The sequence below is a fragment of the Paenimyroides ceti genome (genome assembly GCF_030409925.1).
In genome coordinates this window covers 3,185,583-3,202,488 of sequence record NZ_JAUFQU010000001.1, presented here as the reverse complement: position 1 = coordinate 3,202,488, position 16,906 = coordinate 3,185,583, and the positions used below count along the sequence as shown (strand labels likewise).

Sequence of the window (16,906 nt, the reverse complement as noted above, 5' to 3'; positions counted from 1 at the left end):
CTTTTTTATTTTTATTCTTTTTATTTCAAGAAAGAATGTGCTGTTGTATCTTGTTCGTCTTCGTTATTTGCTTTGAATATTTTTAGTTGTTTTAACCAATAAACGAAAGCAATACTACAGATGATGATAAAAATCCAGTTGAGCGTATTGGCAGCCCACCAATTTGTCAACTCTAATTTTGCCAACCAATCCATAGGAACCATTAGAACGTCTACTGTCAAATATTGAATTGCATTGAAAAATGAAGTCCACATAATATATTGTTGTTAAATTAATTCGAATAAATTATACTTAAATAGTAACTTTGCTACAAAAGTAATAAAATTTATCAACAAGTTATTTACAACACATAAAAATATTATTCAATAAATGATTACAACGTTATTTAGCAAAAGTCGTCCGATAGGATATATGGTAATATCTGTGATGTTACTGATCGTTTATGTACTCAATGTGATGAATGACTTATCGTGGACTGTCGATTTTTATGGAGTTGTAAAGAAATCTATATTGTTTGTATTGATTGTGCTGTCTGTTTTTTTAGTACAATTTATTACCTTTAAAAATCAATTATCAGATCAGAACCTGTATTCCTTATATCTATATGCCTGTTTTTTGATACTGTTTTCATCCTATTTTGACAACTCAGATATCATCATCTCTAATTTTTTTATATTGCTTGCTTTAAGGAGATCTTTTTCACTGCATACACTTAAGGCTTCTAAATTAAAGATATTTGATGCCGCTTTGTGGATCCTTGTAGCCATGCTTTTTGAGCCGTGGACGGTTTTATTTATGTTGCCTTTGTATTTTGCAATATTGTGGTATCTGTCAGAAGATTATAGAAACTGGTTTATACCTTTAGTAGCAGTTTTTTGTATTAGCGTTTTATTCTATACCTATTGTCTGTATACTGAGCAATCCTTTACTGACTTTTTCAGACATCATTTCTTTGTAGATTTTAATTTTTCTTATTTTGAAAATGTTTATCAGAACATTGCTCTGGCCATTTTTTCTTCTATTGTTTTCTTATTTGTAACCTCTCAGATATTCAAACTGCGTTCATTACCTATAAGTGATTATACTACTTATAAAAAAATTCTGATCTGTTTTATAGTTGGAGCTGCTATTTACGTTATTTCAGCTGATAAAAGCAACAGCTTATTGGTGTTTACCTTTTTTCCTCTTTCTATTTTTGGAGCCAATTATGTACAGAGTCTTCCTCGAAAATGGATGAAAGAAACGGTACTCATAGCTATTTTTGTTATAAGTTTTTTCCTGAGTATGGCAGGGTTATAATTTCTCTCCATAGGCAAGATCACCTGCATCTCCCAGACCAGGTACGATATAATTATCTCCGTTTAACCCTTCATCAAGAGTTGCTACCCAAAGGTGACAATGATCCGGAAGGTTTTTTTCAAGAAATGAAATGCCCTGAGGAGTAGCGATAACAACACAGATGTGAATTTCTTTAGGCGTTTCTTCAGTGATAAGTTTGTTGAATACAGCAACAAGGGAGTGTCCTGTCGCAAGCATCGGATCTAAAAGAAGCAAATGTTTTCCTTCAAAAGAAGGAGCGGCCTGATATTCAACTTTAATGTCCATACTGCCATGTATCCGGGAAGCGGAAACAAAACCGTTTTCTGCATCATCAAAAAAATTCATAAATCCGGTATGTAAGGCGAGTCCTGCTCTGAGTATAGAACATAATACTACATTGTCTTCAATGACAGCAGTATTTTTTATTCCCAGTGGAGTCTGAACGTTCACTTCACTATAAGGCAATGTCTTACTCAGTTCATACGCCATTATTTCACCAATCCTTTCAATGTTTTTTCGAAAACGCATACTGTCTTTCTGGACGTTTACATCTCGTAGCTGGGCAAGAAAGTGATTCAAAATACTGTTTTGTTCTGATATATAGTGTACGGTCATTGTTTCTGAATGTTATTAGCGGGATAAAATTATTAAAACTATATTTGTAAATAAAATTTATAAGTATGTTTTCATCGATAGCCTTTCCGATTTTTGAAGAAAGTATCCGCGATTATCACAAATTTGATAATGTAGATCAACCGATTAACAATCCGTATCCAAAAGATCAAATAGAACATTTACTCTATTTGAAAAACTGGATAGATACCGTTCAATGGCATTTAGAGGATATCATCCGTGACCCTCAGATCAATCCTGTAGATGCTTTGGCATTGAAAAGACGTATCGATGCGTCTAATCAGGAACGAACAGATATGGTAGAATATATAGACAGTTATTTCTTACAAAAATATAAAGAAGTACATGCGAAACCTCATGCAAAGATAAATTCCGAAAGTCCGGCCTGGGCTATCGACCGCCTGTCTATTCTTGCTTTAAAAATTTACCACATGAACGAGGAGGTAAACAGAATTGATGCAACTCCGGAACATAAAGTAAAATGTCAGGAAAAACTGAATATATTATTGGAACAACGTCAGGATCTGACAACAGCCATCGATGATTTGCTTGATGATATCCAAAGTGGTGATAAGTATATGAAAGTATACAAGCAGATGAAAATGTATAACGATGATGATTTAAATCCTGTGTTATATCAAAATAAAAAATAGTAACTTTGAAAGGCTTTCTTACAGAAAGTCTTTTTTTTATTCAAGACTATGCAAAAACTTATAAAAATCTTGTCTATACTGATTTTTACAATTCTTATTGTCATCATCGGTGTATTTATCTGGTCATTTTTCAATCCATATGCTCAGGTACTTTTGATTCCTCTGGGTATCCTTAGTATTTATTACGCGTTTCTCTTCGGATTTTGTAAGCTGGTAAATTCCAACAGCCGTTATTTTGAATATATAATGATCTTTCTTATTGTTATTCCTTTAATATCTGTAAGCTACTCTTATGATAGGTTTGTAACCTTATCAATAGATATGCTGAACTATTTTACCCACTAAAATGAAGCATATAATTGTTTTCAGATTATCGGCTATGGGAGATGTAGCTATGACCGTTCCGGTGATCACCGCTTTGGTACAGCAATTTGAAGATGTGGAAGTGACAGTTGTAAGCCGTCCTTTCTTTCGTCCCTTTTTTGAACATTTGCCAAGAGTACATTTTTTTGCGGTTGATGTGCAGGGAAGACACAAAGGATTTTTAGGTTTGTGGCGGCTTTACAGAGAACTCAGTAAGCTAAAGCCCGATGGTTTTGCCGATTTTCATAATGTATTGCGTTCCAAAATAGTGCGTATTTTTTTCTGCCTGTCAGGTATCAGAACCGCTTATACAGATAAAGGAAGAGCGGAGAAAAAGGCATTGACCCGGGCAGAAAACAAAGTATTTAAACCATTGAAAACAATGGTACAAAGACATTGTGATACTTTGTCTGCATTTGGGTTTCAAGTGCAGTTAAACAATATCATACTTCCGCAGCCCAAAGTGTTAAGTGCTAAAATACAGAATATCACTGGGGTTAAAATAAAGAAATGGATAGGAATTGCCCCTTTTGCACAATATAAAACCAAAGTATATCCGGAGGATCTAATGCGGGAAGTCATCCGTAAACTGGCTCTTGATGACCACTATCAACTGTTTTTATTAGGAGGTGGTACAGAAGAAACGGAGCTTCTTAATCAGATGCAGCAAAAACTGGATAATGTGATAGTAGTAGCCGGTAAGCTTACTTTAGAAGAAGAAATGGCATTGATTTCCAACTTTGATCTGATGCTTTCGATGGATTCCGGTAATGCCCATATTGCAGCCATGCTGGGAGTAAAAGTTCTTACTTTGTGGGGGCATACTCATCCGTATGCGGGATTTCTGCCGTTTAACCAATCTTTTGACAATACCCTTACAGCTGATCGCACCCGCTATCCGAAAATACCAACGTCTGTTTATGGCAATAAGCAGGTAGAGGGGTATGAAGAGGTAATGCGCACTATCAGTACAGATGCAGTAGTGGAAAAAATCAAAGATCTTTCCAAATAAAAATAGGGTGTTTATACACCCTATTGAATAACTACCGATTTAATATTAGTAAACTCATATAACGCAAAATGAGACAGTTCACGGCCATATCCTGAATTTTTAATGCCTCCAAACGGCATATTAGGATCGCTGATTACCATTTCATTGATAAATACGGCTCCTTCTTCAAAAAAAGGAACTTTAGATTTAATCAATTCCGTATTCGTAGAGAAAACAGAAACTCCCAATCCAAAAGAAGAGCGGTTGCTTATGGCAATTGCTTCATCAAAGTCATCAAAAGTAATAATAGACGCAACAGGACCAAAAGTTTCCTCTTTAAAAACAGGCATATCTTCTGTTACATCACTCAGAATGGTAGGCGCGTAAAAAGCTCCGTTTCTTTTGCCTCCGCAAATGAGTTTTGCTCCGGCTTCTATACTTTTTTGTACTTGTATCTCAAGCTCTTTTGCAAGGTCTTCTCTGGCCATCTCTCCTATTTCAGTAGAAGAATCGAATTTATCTCCTGTTTTTAATGCTTCAATTTTTTCTTTATATTTAGCTATAAAAGATTCCGCAACTGAGGTGTGAATGATAAATCTTTTTGCGGCAATACAGCTTTGACCTGCATTCTGCATCCGGGCATTTACAGCTGTAGTAACAGCCAGATCCAGATTGGCATCTTTACAAACAATATACCCGTTACTGCCACCCAATTCCAAAACACATTTTTTCAAATGTTTACCTGCAGCTTCAGCTACTGAACGTCCTGTATTTTCACTGCCTGTCAGAGAAACGGCTTTTATCACAGGATGTGCAATGACCTCTTTGATAAGATCACTTTTTAAAAATAAATTCTTATATACCGGGAAATCTATTTTTTTAGAATCAAAAATTTCTTCAAGAAGTAATGCTGATTTTGGAACATTTGAGGCATGCTTTACAACAAACGTATTTCCTGAAAGTAAATTGGGTACTACAAATCGGAATACCTGCCAGAAAGGAAAGTTCCAGGGCATTACGCCCAGCAGTACACCTAAAGGTTCAAAAGTTACAAAACTTTCCTTCCATTTGGTTTTTACGGTTTGTGGTTCTAAAAAAGCTTCGGCATTCTCAATATAATAATCACATAAATAGGCACACTTTTTTACTTCAGCTATAGACTGCGTAATAGGCTTATTCATATCTGCGGTAATGGCCTCAGCGTATTTTTTTGTATCGCTTAAAAGTTTTTCTTTAACGTCTTTGAGTACTTCAATCCGTTCTTTTATGGAAAATATTTTCCATTTCAAGAAAGAACCCTCCATCACTTCAAGGGTTTGAAAAGCTTCTTCAACAGGTATTGTAGACATATTATTTCGTTTTCTATTAAAAATACAAAAAAGAGCCGTAAAACTTACAACTCTTTCATACTTTGTTTCTCAATATATCCTTCGGTCAAATCAGGAAGGGTAACCTTATGCCATTTTGCTGTAGTCTCAAGCACAAAAACTTTGGTACCCTCATGAACTATTTTTTCATTTTTTGAAGTGATTCTCGGTTCTTTTTTTACCGCTACTGTTTCATGAACGATAATACCATACCGTTCATTTTCATGGTACTTTTTTTCTGTAAAAGCTGCTATCAGACTCAGGACAGTTACGACCACGAAAAATAAAATTCCCAAAAAGAAAATTCTTTTTAAAGTACTGTTACTGATAAAGTAGAAGGCAACAAAGCTGAGAAGAATCATAAATGATCCTACAACAGCGCTTACAGCCCATTGATTATAGGTGAAAAATCCGATAGCATTGTGAATAATATGCTGGGTAGACAATTTTGTCTTTGGTTCGAACGTATCCAGCCTCATCTTCTCTGCAAATTTCAGATTGGTTCGTACTTTTTCATTATTCGGATTCAGTTGCAAAGCTTTTTCATAATTATAAATAGATAAACCTACATTTCTCAATTTATAATAACAATTTCCAAGATTATAATAAACAGCTTCTGAAATATAATCGTCTGTTAATAGTTGTTCATACTTTTCTGCAGCAGCGGCAAATTGCTGGTCTGCATACAACTTATTTGCCGAGTCAAAATCTTTTAGAGCCTGCTGATTTACTGCGAATGTATAATTCACACATAACAGCAGCATTATATATAACAATACTTTTTTCATCTGAATTAAGATTTAAACTGTTTTTCCAGATTGGTAATAACATCAAGGGCTTTTGCAAAATCATTTTGCATAGACGTAATATCAAATTGAGAATATCTTGCCATTTCACAGGTCGATTTTATATCGATAAACTGCTGAATATTTTCTTCCTGTATTTTTCTTTGCTGCAACAACTCCCGGATATTTTCATTACTCATTTCAGATGTTTCAATACTCAGTTTGGCTTTTAAGAAGTTGTGTAAACATCTTTCCAAAGCTTCATAGAAACCGTTTTTATCACCTAATTTTCGCTTCGCTTCACCTAAATATTTTTTCGCGAGTTTATTGTTGTTTCTGATGCGGTTGCCTGTAAGATCATTACGCTTGCTGGCTTGTCTTCTGTATCCCAATATCAAAAACGGAATAAGGGCAAGAGGAGCTATTAACAGTGCATAAAACATTTTTGAATCAAAGAAATCGTCTGCCTTTTTCTGTTCAAAAGTAGTTGTTGTTACAATTTCCTGAAATACATCTGCATTGGATAAATCTTCTTTTTTAGGCGTGTTTTGAGGCAGTTCAGGACCTTCTGTTACATCAATCACAATCTCCTGTGAAGTGATGGTTTTGTAGGTTTTTGAGGCGGTATCAAAATATGAGAACGACATTGGTTTTATCGTATATTGTCCTTTATACTGAGGTACAATAACATATTTTTCGCTTTTACTTCCCTCCATACCTGAAGCGATGTTATTACTGACTTTTTCACTGAGTTCCGGATCATATAGTTCCAACGCTGCCGGTGCCAATGGTTTTGGTAAAGTAAACAACTGCAGATTTCCTTTTCCGTTAGCTGTTACCGTAAGTTCAATGGTTTCATTTGCTTTGACAGTAGTTTTATTCGCTTTGACGTCAAAGGTGTAGTTTCCGACTGCACCTGTGAAATTATCCGGTTGGTTTTCAAGTGGTAAAGGTTTTACATTCACTACTTTAGTACCGGTAGAATAGATCTTTTTAGATACGGTCATTTCAGGATATCCGAAGAAATCATAACGGCCTGTAGGCGTTTCTACCAGCAATTCCAGTTCTAAAGGGTCAATTGTAAGTTTGCCTTCTTTTTGTGGTAATAAAACGGTGTTTTGTAAGACTACATATCGGTATTCTTTTCCCTGAAATTTCCCGAGCTTAACTTCCATATCTTTAACCTGAACCGTATGATTCCAGAAATTAGTATATTTTGGAGAAGCTACTACATTAAGACTTTTAAAACCAGCCTGATGGCTTACATAAAGTTTATAGACAACCGATACAGGCTCGTTCAGATACGGATTGGTTTTGGAAACTTCTGCAACCAAATGGATTCCCTGCCCGATATTTTCCGGATTAATTCTTTCCTGTTGAGGCTGTCGTCCATAGCCTCCATATCCCTGAGACTGTCTTGGTTCTTCTTTTACAGCATCACCAACGGTAATAGTAATTGGTTTGGTGCGGTAAATAGTACCTTTATATTCTATAGAAGCAGCTCCGACTGTCAGAGTCCCTTTTTTGGAAGGCGCTAAAAAATAAGAATAACTTTTTCTGAATGAAGTTTTTCCGTTAACCCATGATTGGCTTACAGAATGCATAGGACCGCTGACAACACTGAAATCTTTAAAATCAGGAGGCGAAAAATTGTCACCGTCTTCATTGATGGTAAAGCTGACTTCAACTCTTTGATTGATGCCAATACTATTTCGGCTCACCTGAGCAGTAAAAGAAACCTGTGCGAATAATACATTCGAAACCAACAGGAATAAAACACTAAATAACTGTGCTGTCCACTTCATTTTTACCAATCTTTTGTACCGGATGATTTTACGGGTTTACCTTCTTTATCTCTGTTCTGTAGTCGTTCACGGACTTGTTTTTCTTTATTGTCAAGAGCATTTAGCATATTTTCCATCTGCTGTTTGCTTTGTTCTTGTTTTTGTTGTTGCGGATCTTTTGGTGCCTGATCTTTTTTAGGATCGTCCTTCTTATCTTTAGGATCGTCACCTTTTTCCTGATCTTTTTGGTCTTTATTGTTCTGTTTATCTTTCTGATCCTGTTGGTCTTTCTGATCCTGCTTATCCTTATCTTTTTGGTCTTTGTTATCTTTGTTGTCCTTATTATCTTTATTATCCTTATTTTGATTCGGATTATCTTTCTGCATTTGTTTGGCCAGAGCAAAGTTATAACGGGTTTCCTCATCATTAGGATTGTTCCTCAAAGCATTTTTATAGGCTTCAACAGCTCCTGCATAATCTTTTTTGTTCATAAGAGCATTACCAAGATTATGAGAGATTTTATGCTTCTCTTCCTTCGTTTTTGCATTTTTTAATGCCTGCTGATAGGCCGTAACAGATTCGCTACTCTGGTACTGGCGATAGATGGCGTTGGCTTTATTATAAGCGGGTAAACTGCTCTTAGCTTCTTTTGAAGCAGCTATACGATATCTGGATTCTGCCTGTGAATATTTTCTGTTATTGTATTCCTTATTACCTGTTGTAAGCGCTTTTTCAGCCGATTGTGCTGAAAGCTGTAAGGTACAAAAACCAATTATGATTAATAAATACTTTCTCATCTCTTATCGTTTTTCATTAAAAAGATTCCACTTACTCATCCAGGATGTCTTTCTTTCGAAAATAAATAAATCGGCTATTAATAGTAAAAAGGCAAGACCGATAAACCATTGAAACTGCGATTGGAAATCAGCGATCTGTTGCGATTCAAAGTCCGTTTTTTCAATATTTTGTAAAGTTTTATTTACCAGATCTACTACTTCTGCTGTATTGTTGCCATACATAAACTGTCCGCCAGTAGCTTTGGCAATCTGTTCAAGTGTCGCTTTATTCATTTTGGTTATCACGGTAGATCCGTCAGTATCCTGTTTATAACCAACAATTCGCCCGTTTTCCTTCAGTGGTATATTTCCTCCCTGTTCTGTACCCACACCAATCGTAATGATTTTGATGCCTTTTTCCTTAGCAATAGCGATAGCATTGTCAATCCCTTCATTGTGATCTTCTCCGTCAGAAATCAGGATCATTAACTTTCCTGTTTCAGGATCATCAAAATATTCGCTACCTACTTCAATTGCTTCACTAAGAGCAGTACCCATAGAAGAAACCATATCGGTATTCATATCCTGTAGATACATCTTTGCCATGTTATAATCAGTCGTGATCGGTAACATAGGAAAAGCACTGCCAGCATAACCTACAATTCCGATTCTGTCTGATTGCAGGTTATTAATAATTTGTGAAGCCAGTTGTTTTGTTTTTCCAAGGCGGTTAGGAGCAATGTCTTCTGCAAGCATACTTTTGGAAACATCAATGGCAAAGACAATATCAATACCCTGGCGTTTTACCGTTTCTATACGTGTACCTATTTTGGGGTTTACAAGCCCGATAATAAGAATAAAAAGACTAAATAAAGCAATTATTGCTTTTAAAACCGGTTTTGAGGGCGATGCTTCCGGAGCCAGTTTCTTTAAAAATGAACCGCTACCAAAATCTTTTATTTTTCGCTTCTTCCACAAGGAATTCCATATAAAAAGACCTGCTAAAAGCGGAAGAAGGAGCAATAAGTAAAAATAATAAGTGTTATCTAATTCCCACATAATCTTATATAAATCCTTTGAAAAGGGTACGTTTTAATATGAATTCGAATGCCAGTAAAATAAAAGCCAGCAGCGCAAAAGGACGGAACAATTCATTTCGCTGAACAAATTTTTGCTCGTCTATTTTGGTTTTTTCCAACTGGTTGATTTCATCATATATATTCTCTAATTTTTTTGTATCGGTTGCTCTGAAATACTTTCCTCCGGTTTTTTGGGCAATTTCTTTCATCAGTGCTTCATCTATTTCTACTTTCATCTTTTTATAGAGCAGTTCACCGGATGGAGTAAACTGATAAGGAAAATCTGCCATACCATTAGTACCTATTCCAATCGTATATACCTTAATTTTATATTCTTTTGCAATATCAGCAGCCAATTCAGGATCTACCAATCCTGCGTTGTTTACCCCATCCGTCATCAGTATAATGACCTTACTTTTTACAGGACTGTCTTTTAAACGGTTCACGGCTGTTGCAAGACCTACTCCAATGGCCGTTCCATCCTGAATAATGCGGTCATATTTAATATCAATTAAAGCATTCAGTAAAACATTCTTGTCACTGGTAACCGGAGATTTAGTATAAGCTTCTGCCGCATATACGACTAATCCCATACGATCGTTTATCCGCTCTTTCACAAAATCTGAAGCCACGACTTTCAAGGCTTCCATACGGTTGGGCTTCAGATCTTTTGCCAGCATGGATCCTGAAACATCCATTGCCAATACAATATCTACTCCATTAGTAGATTTAGTTTTACTGCTGGTATCGACAGTTTGAGGTCTTGCCAAAGCAACAATTAATGCAGCCAATGTAAGCAGGCGCAAAACCAGAAAAACAGGCTGTAGTCTGGCTAATAATGTCGGTTTGTTTTTAAAGCCTTCAATAGAGCTGATTTTTAAGGCAACTTTTTGTTTTCGCTTATTCTTAAACCAAACAAATGCTACAATAGGCAACAAAAGCAACAACCAGAAAAAAAACGGATGTAAAAATGTTATATTATTCATTTGTCTGTACGCTTAATTGAATAGATTCTACAATACGCTGTGCAATTTTTGCCCCGTATTCATCTCCCTGATTATACATAATAGCCACTTCCTGAATTCCGTTTTTTTGTATAAAAAGATACATCTCAAACTGCATAAGCTCATTTTTGCCACTTAACGGATTTACGGCTTCAAATGTTCCTGAGCTGCGAACACCGTTGATACCTTCTAAAGTGAATTTTTCTGAATCTGATTTGAAATCCTTTGCATTAAGGATCTGCTCAGTCATTTTCAGCTTTTGATTCATAAGGTCTTCAGCATTTGTGTTTTCATCCGTTTGTGTTGCCGTTGTATGTACAGTAATACTCAGATTTGTTTTTGCATTAGCATACACAAACTGTGCAGTATTTTCTTCTTTATTTTTTTTGGTTGTATTGGGTAATTCAAGTCGGTTGAGTACTTCGGGAGTTTCTATGACAATACCTGGAAATCCGTATTCACTGCTGACCCATTCTCCTTTAAGAAGACGCTTGTTTGACTGAAAAAAATCTATTTCCAGTCCATCTTTTACCGAGTTGAATAAGTAAACGCCACCTGTAATCAACAGAAGCAGAGCTGAAACACCAATTGGTATCCATGTTCTCATCTGTTTTCTCTTGCGGTATCTGCGTTCTCTTAAACGGACTCTTTCAGATTGTTCCTCTGCAAATTTGGGCAAAGCTTTATCTATTGAGATTGAAATAGTTTCGGTTTTTTTCCGGTCATTCTCAATCTCATTATAGGATGGCTCTGATTTGGCAAACTTTACCAAATCGGCTGTTTCTAAAACCCTTTTTAAATCATGGATGATTTCCTTACTCAATTTGATTTTTTTGGTTTTTACAGCTTGTAATAAGAGTTTTATAAGATCTGAAGTTGTCGATTCCTTTGCCGGAATTTCAAAAACTTCTTCAATATATTCTCTTGTAATATCTGTTATTTCAGAGTAATAGCTTTTAATGTCCCCATTCATAATAAGGCGTTTTCCATCTAAAAGCTGTAGCTTTTTAGAAACTCTTTCTAAAGGTGTTTTAAACAGATCATCTTCTGTAAGGTTTTTACTCTGCTGTTTTTTAATGAACCAGTAAACGGCAAATCCAACCACAATACACAAAATCAAAACAATGATGTAATAAATCAGTGATGAGGTATCAGTAGTAGATCCCATATTGGATTTAATGTCATACATCTTTTGTTTAAGGGTATCTACTTTTACATTGGTAACCTCAACATCAAATAAGTTGGTCTGATAATTTTTGCCGTTTACAAGAATACTAAGTCTTGGTACGGTGTATTTCCCGGAGTCAAACTGTGTCAGAGTATATTTCTTAATCAGTTCCATTTTCCGGTTTTCTAAAACGGTATCAATTGCTGAAGATTCTATTACTTCAAAAGGGCCTATATTTTTTACATCGGGGAAAACGACCTTATCCCCTTCACTGGTCTGTGTTTTTATAGTTAAATCAAAAGCAGAACCAATTTTTATCTTAGTAGAATCCACCGATGAAGTTACCGGATTTTGTGCCGATAAGCTTAAAGTAAACCCTAAAAATAATACTACATATAAAAAGTTGCTTTTCATTTTATCGTGCTTTAAAATAGGCTAAAAGTTTTTTTACATAACTTTCATCTACCCGGTTATTGATGATGCCTGCACCAGATTTTGTAAAAGAGTTTTTGAACACATCAGCCATCTCATCAAAATGTTTTGCATAAGCCAGGCGAACATTTTTGTCGCTGGTGTTTACATACATTTCTTCATCAGTTTCAGCATCTTTCATAAGTACAAAACCTACATCGGGCATTTCCTGTTCCCTTTTGTCATAAATCCGTATGCCTGTAATATCATGTTTTCGGGCAGCAATCTTTAGCGTCCTCTCATAATCCTTTGCTACAAAATCAGAAATTACAAAAACAATGGCTTTCTTTTTCATTACCTGAGAAAGATATTCCAGTGCCAGTGCCACATTTGTTTTTCTGCTTTTTGGCTCTGTCTGTATTAAATCCCGGATGATACGGAGTACATGTGATTTTCCTTTTTTAGGCGGAACGAATAATTCTATGGTATCAGAAAATAAAATCAGACCTATTTTATCGTTATTGGTGGTAGCAGAAAAAGCAAGGGTTGCTGCTATTTCTGTAATAATATCTTTTTTGAAATTTTCAGAAGAACCGAAATCCGCTGATCCGCTGATATCAACAACCAGCATCATTGTAAGCTCTCTTTCTTCTTCAAAAACCTTTACGTAAGGTTCATTATACCGCGCCGTAACATTCCAGTCAATCGCCCGGATATCATCTCCATACTGATACTGTCTTACTTCGGCAAAAGACATACCTCTTCCTTTAAAGGAAGTGTGGTATTCTCCGGAAAAAATGTGATCGCTGAGACGTCGTGTCTTGATCTCAATTTTTCGAACTTTCTGTAAAATTTCTTTAGTGTCCATAATTTAATTGAAGAAAAATTCTTAAAAATGTGAAACCTATTTTACCCCGAATACAAGAAATAAAATAGGTTATAATTTTAAGCCAATGAAAATTTATGGCACTTCTATCTCGTTAACTATTTTGTTGATGATGTCAACTGTCGTTACATTTTCTGCTTCTGCTTCATAAGAAATACCTATTCTATGGCGCAATACGTCAGTTACTACAGCACGTACATCTTCAGGAATCACATAGCCTCTTCTTTTTATAAAGGCATAGCATTTAGCTGCTGTAGCTAAATTGATACTTCCTCGTGGAGAAGCTCCGTATGTAATAAGTGGTTTCAGGCTTTCAAGCTTGAATTGTTCCGGATAACGCGTAGCAAAAATAATGTCTAGTATATATTTTTCTATCTTCTCATCCATATAAACTTCTTTTACAGTTGCCTGAGCACGAAGTATCTGATCCAGTGAAACAACCGGATTAATTACCGGAGATGTTCCGCTTAAGTTTTGTCTGATGATGAGGCGTTCATCTTCTAATTTAGGATATTCAATAACCGTTTTCAGCATAAAACGGTCCATTTGAGCTTCCGGTAACGGATAAGTTCCTTCCTGTTCTACAGGGTTTTGAGTAGCCATTACCAAAAAAGGTTTTTGTAAAGTATGGGTGTGTTCACCAATAGTCACCTGCTTTTCCTGCATCGCCTCCAATAGTGCAGACTGTACCTTTGCAGGAGCTCTGTTGATCTCATCAGCCAGAATAAAGTTAGCAAAAATAGGACCTTTCTTGATAGAAAAATCGTTTTCCTTTACATTATAAATCATTGTACCTACTACATCAGCAGGTAATAAATCAGGTGTAAACTGAATTCTGCTAAACGATCCGTGAACAGCTTTTGACAGCGTATTGATTGCTAAGGTTTTTGCCAAACCCGGAACTCCTTCCAGTAAAATATGCCCCTGACCCAGTAAGCCAATAAGCAAACGATCAATCATGTGCTTTTGCCCGACAATCGTTTTATTCATCTCTGCAACCAATAAATCAATAAAAGCACTTTCTCTTTCTATTTTTTCATTAATCGCTCTAACATCAGTGGTTATAGTAGCTGCTTCCATTTTAAGTAATTAGTATTTTTTGTGCTTACAAATTGATAAATTTATTTGAATTAAAGTTGTTAATAAATGGTTAAAATAGCCATAGCCTTATTACCTTTAAGTATGATTTATGAATTTGTTTTTATAATTTTAAGAAAAATAAGATAACCCCGTGTTAAATAAGCGATTACTTATTAAAAACTTGCTGGCTCATCAGGACGAAAATAGCTTTTTTGATAAGAAGAGACAACTTAATCTTCACATAAAAGACGGTAAAGCCAAATTTGTAAAACACATTTGTGCCCTTTCCAATTCCAATCCACACAACAATTCTTATCTGCTGGTTGGTTTTGAAGACGAAACGAATGAGATTATAGGAACTGATTTTTATGATGATAGCCACATTCAAAATCTGGTAAATGCTTTTTTGGAGCATCCACCAAAGATCCAATATGAAAATATTGTTTTCCCACATCTTTCCAATGATAAGGTAGTGGGGTTGATTACTATTTTTCCAAAAAGAGGGATCAGTTTTTTTAAGAAAAAAGCATTGAATATAAGAGAGGGTACTGTTTTTTCACGCATTGGAAGCACTACTGTTCCTGAATATATAGAACAGGTATTTGACAATAAGGAGATTGTTGAGAGTATTGAAAAGAATTCGCGAAACAGCATGAAGGAAATGATTGATCACGTGGTCACTTTTCTTACCAGTACACATCAGGACATGCGGCCTAAATATCATGTGTTTAAAGAATATTTTATCGTTTGCTGGGCAGGAAAAGCGACCTACAAAAGAGGACAGCGCTTTTTATCAAGAGTAGATATTGCTCTGATAAACGAACAGCTCAAACTCTTCTATTCAGCTCTGGATGAAGTAACTATAGAATATAATGAAGATGAATTTATCATCACTGAATTTGTAAAACTCGGTTTAAAAGATTCTACGTCTCACTATCCTTTTAGCCGGCAAACCATCACTTTTAATGAAAATATTACTTATAAAATCCAGTCCGAATTAATTTTCAGTCCGCCAAAATACAATCAGCGTATGCTGCATCATATCTATAATTCCAATCTGGCATTGCTGAATAAACTCCATATCGGGCAGAGGCTATCCGAATCAGAAGAGAAAGATATGAACAATCTGTGTCATGCAATGATGATCTGTTATCTAAACGGTTTTAAAGATGCTAAACGTTTGTTAATTGAGTACAAACATGAACTCAAAAACCATGAAAATAAGGATATTTACATTTCCTTTAAAGAAGTAATGCGTATCTTACGCAAGTTGAAATACGAAACTATTAATGAGTAATACATTTGTTATAGGCGATATTCATGGCGGGTTGATCGCTTTGAAACAAGCTTTAGAACGTGCGGAAATTAAAAAAAACGATCAACTGATTTTCTTAGGCGATTATGTTGATGGCTGGAATGATTCAGCTCGTTTGATTGATTATCTGATGGAACTGAACACTCAGTATGACTGCGTTTTTATGCAGGGAAATCATGAAGAAATGGTGTTGAAATGGCTCAGGTATGAAGAAGATAATGAATTGTGGCGATTTCACGGAGGACAATCTACCGTTGATGTATACAAATTGCTTACAAGAGAAGTAAAAGACCGCCATATTACCTTTTTTAACTCACTCAGGGAATATTATTTAGACGATCAAAACCGTTTGTTTGTCCATGCGGGGTTTACCAATCCGAAAGGAGTAGAATTTGAGTTTTTCAGACCGTTGTTCTGGTGGGATCGTACCTTATGGGAAACTGCGATGGCACTTGATGAACGACTACCAAAAGATGACATACGCTATCCGTCAAGATTTAAGCTTTATAAAGAAATTTTTATCGGACACACTCCGGTTACGCGTTTTGGTCAAAACACACCGATGCATTGTGCCAATGTATGGAATATGGATACCGGAGCGGCGTTCAATGGAAAAGTGACAGTCATGAATGTAGATACCAAAGCTTACTGGCAGAGTGATATTGTACAAGAACTCTATCCTGAAGAAAGGGGTAGAAATTAATATATTTGTAAAAAAGAACATGAAAAAAATTGTTTTATCCATCGCCTTTTTTGGCAGTATATTCAGCATGAATGCTCAGGCGCTGAATGAGGTTAAATTAAATATTTTTAATACGATTGTCAACCAGTCGGTAGAAGTGGGATATGAACACTTTATCGATCGTGACCAATCGGTAGGAGTTGATCTGATGATTAACGATCGTTTTTCTTACTGGTCAGAAAGCGGTAAAAGTGGTAAACTCAAAAAATTTAATACCAACAGTATTGCTGTAAACTATAACTTCCATTTTGGAGGAAGAAGTGGGGAACATGCTTCCGGTATGTATGTGTCACCATTTTTGAAATACCGTTTCGGAGATTATGAGAAAGATATCAACGGAGGTGCAAATCGTCTTGAAGTTGATATGAACTCTTTTATCATAGGAGTAGGGATGGGATATAAAATAGTAAAAAATGATGCTTTTGTGATAGCACCATTTGTCAATATAGGTCGAAACTTCAGTCAGGAAGTAACAGATGAATTTTCGGGCATCGAGTTCAATGCGGGTATCAATTTAGGATTCCGTTTCTAATAAAAATAGCAAGTATA

18 protein-coding genes are annotated in these 16,906 nt (G+C 35.7%); 7 read left to right on the top strand and 11 right to left on the bottom strand.

Features of this window, described 5'->3' with window-relative positions:
• Positions 1–20: 20 nt before the first annotated feature.
• Complete coding sequence (locus tag QW060_RS15705; protein WP_290364408.1) at positions 21–254, bottom strand: DUF6341 family protein; 234 nt, start codon at positions 252–254, stop codon at positions 21–23.
• A 115-nt stretch (positions 255–369) separates the two neighbouring features.
• Here QW060_RS15705 and QW060_RS15700 point away from each other — a divergent pair, with 115 nt between their 5' ends.
• Complete coding sequence (locus QW060_RS15700) at positions 370–1,299, top strand: DUF6427 family protein (RefSeq protein WP_290364407.1); 930 nt, start codon at positions 370–372, stop codon at positions 1,297–1,299.
• On the opposite strand, the gene upp is transcribed toward QW060_RS15700, so the two are convergent.
• Entirely contained in the window at positions 1,294–1,935 is a 642-nt protein-coding gene (gene upp, locus QW060_RS15695; RefSeq protein WP_290364406.1) for a uracil phosphoribosyltransferase, read from the bottom strand. The genes QW060_RS15700 and upp overlap by 6 nt on opposite strands.
• A 65-nt stretch (positions 1,936–2,000) precedes the next feature.
• Here upp and QW060_RS15690 point away from each other — a divergent pair, with 65 nt between their 5' ends.
• The 3 genes from QW060_RS15690 (at position 2,001) to QW060_RS15680 (ending at position 3,981) form a co-directional block, all read left to right on the top strand.
• Positions 2,001–2,606: a DUF4254 domain-containing protein gene (locus QW060_RS15690; RefSeq protein WP_290364405.1), complete on the top strand. Its 606-nt coding sequence runs from the start codon at positions 2,001–2,003 to the stop codon at positions 2,604–2,606.
• Positions 2,607–2,675: 69 nt separating this feature from the next.
• Positions 2,676–2,951 carry a hypothetical protein gene (locus QW060_RS15685; protein WP_290364404.1) on the top strand — a complete coding sequence of 92 codons (276 nt, stop codon included), beginning with the start codon at positions 2,676–2,678 and terminating at the stop codon, positions 2,949–2,951.
• A gap of 1 nt (position 2,952) precedes the next feature.
• Entirely contained in the window at positions 2,953–3,981 is a 1,029-nt protein-coding gene (locus QW060_RS15680) for a glycosyltransferase family 9 protein (RefSeq protein WP_290364403.1), read from the top strand.
• 20 nt (positions 3,982–4,001) lie between these two features.
• Here QW060_RS15680 and QW060_RS15675 read toward each other — a convergent pair whose 3' ends face one another.
• The 9 genes from QW060_RS15675 to QW060_RS15635 form a co-directional block, all read right to left on the bottom strand.
• Positions 4,002–5,309 carry an NAD-dependent succinate-semialdehyde dehydrogenase gene (locus QW060_RS15675; RefSeq protein ID WP_290364402.1) on the bottom strand — a complete coding sequence of 436 codons (1,308 nt, stop codon included), beginning with the start codon at positions 5,307–5,309 and terminating at the stop codon, positions 4,002–4,004.
• A 44-nt stretch (positions 5,310–5,353) separates the two neighbouring features.
• Positions 5,354–6,115, bottom strand: coding sequence for a tetratricopeptide repeat protein (locus QW060_RS15670; RefSeq protein ID WP_290364401.1), 762 nt, complete (start codon positions 6,113–6,115; stop codon positions 5,354–5,356).
• A 5-nt stretch (positions 6,116–6,120) separates the two neighbouring features.
• Positions 6,121–7,917, bottom strand: coding sequence for a BatD family protein (locus tag QW060_RS15665; protein WP_290364400.1), 1,797 nt, complete (start codon positions 7,915–7,917; stop codon positions 6,121–6,123).
• A gap of 2 nt (positions 7,918–7,919) precedes the next feature.
• Complete coding sequence (locus QW060_RS15660; protein ID WP_290364399.1) at positions 7,920–8,693, bottom strand: tetratricopeptide repeat protein; 774 nt, start codon at positions 8,691–8,693, stop codon at positions 7,920–7,922.
• Positions 8,694–8,696: 3 nt separating this feature from the next.
• Positions 8,697–9,731, bottom strand: coding sequence for a VWA domain-containing protein (locus QW060_RS15655; protein WP_290364398.1), 1,035 nt, complete (start codon positions 9,729–9,731; stop codon positions 8,697–8,699).
• A 4-nt stretch (positions 9,732–9,735) separates the two neighbouring features.
• Positions 9,736–10,737, bottom strand: coding sequence for a vWA domain-containing protein (locus tag QW060_RS15650; RefSeq protein WP_290364397.1), 1,002 nt, complete (start codon positions 10,735–10,737; stop codon positions 9,736–9,738).
• The gene (locus QW060_RS15645) at positions 10,730–12,337 is read right to left on the bottom strand and encodes a BatD family protein (RefSeq protein WP_290364396.1); all 1,608 of its coding nucleotides are present in this window, start codon (positions 12,335–12,337) and stop codon (positions 10,730–10,732) included. Before QW060_RS15645 ends, QW060_RS15650 begins: the two co-directional genes overlap by 8 nt.
• A gap of 1 nt (position 12,338) precedes the next feature.
• A complete protein-coding gene (locus QW060_RS15640) occupies positions 12,339–13,202 on the bottom strand; it encodes a DUF58 domain-containing protein (protein ID WP_290364395.1) in 864 nt (287 codons plus the stop codon).
• 93 nt (positions 13,203–13,295) lie between these two features.
• Positions 13,296–14,300, bottom strand: a complete 1,005-nt coding sequence (locus tag QW060_RS15635; protein WP_290364394.1) for an AAA family ATPase — start codon at positions 14,298–14,300, stop codon at positions 13,296–13,298.
• A 151-nt stretch (positions 14,301–14,451) separates the two neighbouring features.
• On the opposite strand from QW060_RS15635, the gene QW060_RS15630 reads away from it, so the two are divergent.
• Genes QW060_RS15630 through QW060_RS15620 form a run of 3 tightly spaced genes read left to right on the top strand, consistent with a single transcriptional unit; the run spans position 14,452 to position 16,889 of the window.
• A complete protein-coding gene (locus QW060_RS15630; protein ID WP_290364393.1) occupies positions 14,452–15,597 on the top strand; it encodes an ATP-binding protein in 1,146 nt (381 codons plus the stop codon).
• Positions 15,590–16,318: a metallophosphoesterase family protein gene (locus QW060_RS15625; protein ID WP_290364392.1), complete on the top strand. Its 729-nt coding sequence runs from the start codon at positions 15,590–15,592 to the stop codon at positions 16,316–16,318. The genes QW060_RS15630 and QW060_RS15625 overlap by 8 nt, the downstream gene beginning before the upstream one ends.
• 19 nt (positions 16,319–16,337) lie before the next feature.
• Positions 16,338–16,889: a DUF3575 domain-containing protein gene (locus tag QW060_RS15620; RefSeq protein WP_290364391.1), complete on the top strand. Its 552-nt coding sequence runs from the start codon at positions 16,338–16,340 to the stop codon at positions 16,887–16,889.
• Positions 16,890–16,906 lie beyond the last annotated feature (17 nt).